Origin of the sequence: Streptomyces sp. NPDC049954 (assembly GCF_040656295.1) — a bacterium.
Lineage (GTDB): Bacteria > Actinomycetota > Actinomycetes > Streptomycetales > Streptomycetaceae > Streptomyces.
This window is the reverse complement of the sequence record NZ_JBFALS010000009.1, coordinates 362,645-368,917: the sequence shown is the minus strand read 5'-3', so window position 1 is coordinate 368,917 and position 6,273 is coordinate 362,645. Positions and strand designations below refer to the sequence as shown.

The window sequence follows — 6,273 nt, the reverse complement described above, 5'->3', positions numbered from 1 at the left end:
CAGCGGTCAAAACGAACTCGGCGGAAGAGCGTCCCGAAAACGACATCCTGAAACCGTAGCAATTTAACGCCAGGATTTCCGGTGCATCACACTAGTTGAGCTCGGCGTGAAGGGCTTCCGTTCCCTTGTCGACATCCAGGGGATCCCGTTCCGCAAGCAGACAGTTCTCACCGGGCACAACGACTGCGGGAAGACCGCGGTGCTGGATGCCGTCGCCTTCCTTCTCGACGAGCCGGAGGTCGAGATTCACTCCGGCGACCTGTCGCATTTCGGGGACTGCGAAGCGGACGAGGGGCAGCCCCGTTCCGAAGCTCGGGAGATCTGCGTCAAGGGAACCTTCGAGCTCTCCGCTGCGGAGGCGCAGCGGCTCGCCCTCGACTCACTGCTGCTGGTCCGGCGCCGCTTCACGCCGGACGGCAAGACCGGCCTGGAGGCCCAGCTGCGCGTGTGCGGCGATGCGCGGCTCCGGACGCTGGAGGGCATGGGCCTTGCCGAGCTCAAGGAGCTTGCCGCGATCCTGGGCGTGGAGGCCATGGGCCGAGCCACCGCAAAGGCAAGCTGGCTTGAGCCTTTGCAGCAGTACGCGGCGGGCCTGGATACAGCGATGGAATGGGTCTCCGCGCCGGCCGAGATCCAGGACATTATGCCCGGCATGGTCTACTTCCGCGGTGACGCGGCGGAGTCCCCCGAGACGGTCGTGCGCAGCATCCTCACCGCCAAGCTCCGCGACCACGCCAAGAATGACTCCACACTCAAGAAGATCACTGAGCTGGAGGACGAGTTCGGCGAACTCCTCAAGGTGGATGCGGACAGGTTGCGCCGACAAGTCGAGAAGCGCTGTGGCCTGGACAGCCTGAGCCTGCAGCCGCGCATTCAGTTCAAACCCTCGGTGGGCGCCATCGAAATGACGGCGTCCGTCAACGGCCAGCGGGAGGTGCCGCTCAGGTCAGCGGGAGCTGGCCGCTCCCGGCGGATCGCCCTGGCACTGTGGGAGAGCACGCGGGACCTACTGGAGACCGCGGAAGCTCCCCCGGAAGAGGAGGCTTCACCCCAGCACGACGTCGTGATCGCCTACGACGAGCCGGACACGCATCTGGACTACGAGCACCAGCGGCGCATCATGAAGATGATCGAGACGTCCTCCCGGGCCTCCCACTCCTCGGTGATCGTGGCGACCCACTCGCTGAACCTGATCGACGGGGTGGACATCCAGGACGTGGTCCACCTAGGCAGCAGCGACGGCCGGGCAGAGATCCAGTCCTTGACGGCAAAGAACACGGACAAGGAGGTGCGTCGCTTTATGTCCAACATGGCCGCCTCGCTCGGGTTCCGCAATAGTGTGCTGCTGCACGAGAAGTGCTTCATTGGGGTGGAGGGGCCGACCGAGTACGCGGCCTTCCCTATCCTCTTCCGCATCGCGATGGGCTATCCGATCCAGTCCGCCGGCATCGCGTTGTGGTCGTGCGGCGGGAACGACGGCGCCCTCAAGTTCGCGAAGTTCCTTAAGGAGCACAAGCGGACCGTTGCCTTCATCGTCGACCGGGACTCCAAGCGCGACAAGGCGAAGTTCTTTAACGACGATCGCCTCAGCATCAACGGCTTCAAGCCCGCCGAGTGCATCTATCTGGGAGCCCCGAACGAGTTCGAGGACGTCTTCAGCGGAGAGCTGTGGGCGCGCGTCGCCAACGACAAGTGGCCCCACAAGGAGGCTGCGCAGGGCCGGGTCTGGACGGCGGAGGAGATCGACGCCCTGCGCAGGGAGCCCAAGTTCAGTCACAGCCTGCACGCCCTGTTCAAGGACGGGTCCGAGGATGCCCCGCCGAAGAAGGAGCAGCTCGTCGGCTTCCTGGCGGAGTACATTGAGAAGCCCTCCGATGTCCCCGAAGCCCTGCACAGCGTGTTCAAGAAGGCGATCTCCGTCGCAGAAGACTCCGGCCCGCATCCGTGGGCCGAGGACGACTGAGAAGGTCAGGCCCGCGCCGCCGAGCGCCGGGCCCGCATCCTTTGCAGACGCTGCTCCCGTGTGGGTTCGGCCCAGGTGTGCATGCCGACCGATGCGATCCATTGCGAGCCGTGGCTGTCCTGCGGGTCGCCGCACCAGCGGCAGCCGCTGGGCGGGGGTGGAGTGGCATGCCGAACGCGCACGATGGGGGCCCGCATCGCCTTCCGCCTTCCTATGTCCGACTCAGTGAACTCAGCCTCGCACACCCCTCTGACAATGCGGAATCAAGCATTCCGCTCGCCCTTGAGGCACAGAAACGGCGGGCTCGCCCTCGCCCCCGTTCTCCAACCGCCAGTCTCCTTTGACACGGCCTGTTCCTGGCTTTCCCACGGCCCGCAGGAACAACCCTGCCGAAAATCCTGAGTGCAAGTCGCTCCAGTTGGCCACCAGGACACCGCCACTGGACGCATCCGTCCCTCGCCCAGGCGAGGGGTGGCGACTCGGGACTCAGTCGTTCGGTGTCCAGCGTGGGGCAGCACGCGCGCGGGCCCCGGAGGTCACAGTTCCAGCGGCCTGCGAAGCCCAGACGTCATATATCCCGGCAGGCTCGTCCCCGCTCACTGGCCTGCCGCTGCACTGACCCCACCCGCGACCACCTCGGCGCCGGGTTCCTTCCGGCCACCTGGCGGCTCTCAGACAGGGCTGCGGAGCATGTCGCTGTTGTGCCGATGGCCCGCGACATCACCATGGGGGGAGCAGGGTGCCGTCGGCGTCGAGACCGTAGAGAACCTCATCCTCGTTCGGCGGTATCCCCTGGTGCAGCGCTTGCAGGAGGGAGGGGAACATCTCGTAGTCGCCGACATCGATGGCCTGGCGGTACCAGTCGGCGGCCTGCGTGTAGTTGTCCTCCTGCTCGGCCAGTCGGCCCAGGAGACTGCGGGCTTCACGGTGGCCTGGGGCTGCTTGCCGCAGCAGTCGGTGCGCCGCGTGGCGTTTGCGGGCGAGAAGGTCGTGGCGTGGTGTCTTCTCCCGTGCGAGTTCGTCCGCCTCGGCCAGCAGGGTTCGGGCGAGCTGAACCTGGGCGGGTTCGTAGCCGAGCCGGGCCAGCACGCGGATGGCGGTGATAGCGAAGCGGCGGTCGCGGGGAAGGCGTCCCCCATAGGTCAGGGGTCGCAGCACAGTGAGGACGTTCAGGATGTGGCCCGCCTGCGCGGCCTCAGTGAGGACCTCCCGGGCGGTCCGGGGGCGGGGGGGCCACAGGCGGTGAAACAGAGTGTTGAGGGCGTACATGTCGGTGGCGGAGACGGCACGGAGCACGGCCTCCGCCTCAGGGGCGCGTTCCTGGTCGTCGAGGAAGCTCACCAGCCGTTGCCGGGCCTGCCGGTCGCCGCTGTCGGTCGCGGCGCGCAGCAGCGGTTCGACCAGTTCCGGGGCGCCTGCACGGGCGAGCTTGGTGGGCCAACTCCACAAGGCGGGGCTGGCGGTGAAGGCGGCAGCCGCGATCTGGTGGAACGTCTCGTTCCGTCTGTCCGCAACCTTCCGCAGTCGTTCCAGGGCGGTCGCGTCACCTGCGGCAGCATCGTGCAGGAGCTGGGCGGGGTCGTGCGGTGCCGGGGGCTCGGGCGACGGGGTGAGAGCTTCGGCGTCGCAGTGACGGCCCTGGGCGTGCAGGAAGTACTCCAGTGCCAGGTGGGCGTCTTTGTTGCCTTCGCGGCAGGCCCGGGTCAGGAGTCCTTCGGCAAGGGGCCGGAGGGTGTCGGGGTATTCGACGGCTTCGCCGGCGAGGGCGAGCTGCATGAGGGAGGTGCCCAGGTGGACGAGGCTCGCGCCACCGTCGTGGACGCGCTCGACCTGGTCGCACAGTTCCCTCAGGCCTCGCCGGGTGCGGATGCGTTCGGTCTCAACGTAGGAGAAGCACAGGCCTTCGAAGGCGGAGGAGGTGTTGCGGTCGAGGGCGGCGACGTACAGGTCCCGGGCGATGCGGAAGCGGGCGAAGGCGAACGCCTGCAGGGCGAGGCTTTCCAGGTCGCTGCCGTCGGTCAGGTCCGACTGTGCGGCCTGCCAGAGTGCGGCCGGGGGCTTTACGCCCCATCGCTCGGGGGCGATCTGCTGCTCGATGATGTCGCTAAGGCCGACCAGGCCCGCCGCCTCGCCGATGCCGTCGGACGCGAGGACGCCCTGCAGGCATGAGGCGACGTCTTTGACCGGGGTCCGCGCCCAGGCGAGGGCGTCGGTGAACCAGGTCTGCCGGTCCAGCCTGCGGCGTTGGTCGGGGCTGAGATAGCCGAGGGCGGCGTGCTCGAGGAAGGCCAGGGAAAGCGGCCCGCGTGCGCCCAGGCGCCGGGCCTCGACTGCTGCGGTGACCACGGCCTTGCCGGGTGCGTGGTCGGCATGGCGGTAGCGGTCCAGGAGTTCGGGGGCGGCGGCCAGGCGCTGGCACAGTTCACCGTTCGCGCGGGCCTGGGCGGCTGCCTGGGTCCACTGGCCATCCCCGCGGGCTTGGTCCTCGAACCGGTTGAGTGCAGCGCTGTCGAAAGTCTCGGGCTGGTGGATAGTGCGGGCCAGGTCGAGCAGCAACTGGATGTGCCGGGACCGGCCCTGCTGCTCGGGTTTGGATCCGGGCGAGTCGATGGGTGTGGGCCACATGGTGGCCAGGACGACGACCGGGACGGGCGGCTGGTCCAGCAGAGCGAGCAGGTCTTCCGCGGCGCGGTCGCCATCCGCCTCGCCGAACAGCCAGTGGGCGTTGTCCAGCCAGACCACGGTGGGGCCGGTGAGCCCGTTGACCTGAAGGCAGGAGCGCAGGCCGGCGGCGGACTTCGGGTATAGCAGCTGCCAGTCGGGCACGCAGGCCGTCACTGCTTCCCAGGCCGACCGGGTTTTGCCGGTGCAGGAGTCCCCGCGCACGACGATCATGCCAGCGCCCTTGCTGGCCAACGCGCCCAGATGGCTGCGGAGTTCGCCGTCGTGTTCCCGTTCGATGTAGGGAGGCAGCATCAAGCCGTCGCGCTCCTGGACGGCCCGGTGCACGCCCAAGCGGTCCGGCTGCCACTTGGCGACAGGGCGGGGTTTCGCGACGAACGCGGGTGCGTCGCCGTGCAGGGTGATGCCGGGCTCGGCCGGACGAGCGGCCAGCAGGCCGAGTTGGCTGACCGCATCAAGGATGTCGGCGAGGGACAACCGGCGCTTGCCGTTGATGGCTTGCTGAGCAACCCACTGGAGGGCGGCCAGCATCGCCTGATCGTCGTGACGCAGGCCGGCGGCTTGCATCAGCCGGGAGACGAGGGTGCGTTGCACGGACTCGTCGCGCCCCAGGTGGAACTCCAACACGTCGAGAAGTTCGAGGAGTTGAGCCTCGCTGAACCCGGCGTGGGTGGCCCAGCGGGCGCGCGCCTTGCCCCGCCTGGACCGGTGACCGTCCTTGGCTGCTCGGGGAAGCAGGAGACCGGTTCGCGAGTCGCGGTCCTTTAGCAGGTCGTCCGTCGGATCCGGCAACCGATTGGTCAGCAGGGCCAGTTGCACCGACGTCCCGTTCCGGGTCAAGTCCTGCCAGGAACGGGTGATCTTCTGCAGGATCGACGGACCGCCATCGCCGCTCGGTTTGAACAGGTACTCCTCCCCCACCGTGATCGTCGCGTCCACCGCGTACTTGACCTGTGCGTAGCGGGTCGGTTCCCCATCTGCGCGGTAGTAGACGACATCGTCCACGTTGCCGGCCCCAGTGACCTCGACACCGACCGCCACCACCGCGCCGCGGACCCCGTCGAGCGCGTCCTTGTAGGCCTGGGCGCATCCTTCCCACACGTACAGCCACTGGTAAGTGTCCCCGGCCACGCGCACACCCGTAGCGCTGGGAGGAGGAAGAGCTGGCACCCGCACTCCTTGTGAAGGAATCCGCTCAGACAGCGGAGCCCTCAAAGCCTACGAGCTCTCACCGACATGCGCTCTCGGCTCATCCCCTCGAACAGCTTCCCGCGGGCGGCGTTGACAGCAGCCGGGGTTGCGCCGGAGGCGAGAACGACGTCACCGGCCCCAACGACCTAGCCGGTACAGTCTCAGCACCAACCTACGGCCCGCGCCGCAACCCGACGGAGCCCATCCATGGCATCGGTCTCGCGCCTCTGACCAGCGCAAACTCCGCAGCCGCTAAAGCGGTCTGCATGAGAATGACTTGGCCCTTCGTCACTCATGTCAGCAACGGTTGAGCACCATCCGTCAGTGCCAACGTCCAGGTCACTGAGGCTGTGCCACTGACGCTCAGATGACGATGCACAGCTGACACTCCCCCGCAGACCATCACAGAAAACCCCCAACACCCCAGCTCAAGCCGC

2 protein-coding genes are annotated in these 6,273 nt (G+C 67.7%); one reads left to right on the top strand and one right to left on the bottom strand.

What is annotated here, in order from left to right; all coding sequences use genetic code 11:
• The first annotated feature begins 106 nt into the window (after positions 1-106).
• Positions 107-1,963: an AAA family ATPase gene (locus AB0J21_RS22995; protein WP_363147937.1), complete on the top strand. Its 1,857-nt coding sequence runs from the start codon at positions 107-109 to the stop codon at positions 1,961-1,963.
• 720 nt (positions 1,964-2,683) lie between these two features.
• On the opposite strand, the gene AB0J21_RS22990 is transcribed toward AB0J21_RS22995, so the two are convergent.
• On the bottom strand, positions 2,684-5,776 hold the full coding sequence (locus AB0J21_RS22990; RefSeq protein WP_363147936.1) for a hypothetical protein: 3,093 nt from the start codon (positions 5,774-5,776) through the stop codon (positions 2,684-2,686).
• Positions 5,777-6,273 lie beyond the last annotated feature (497 nt).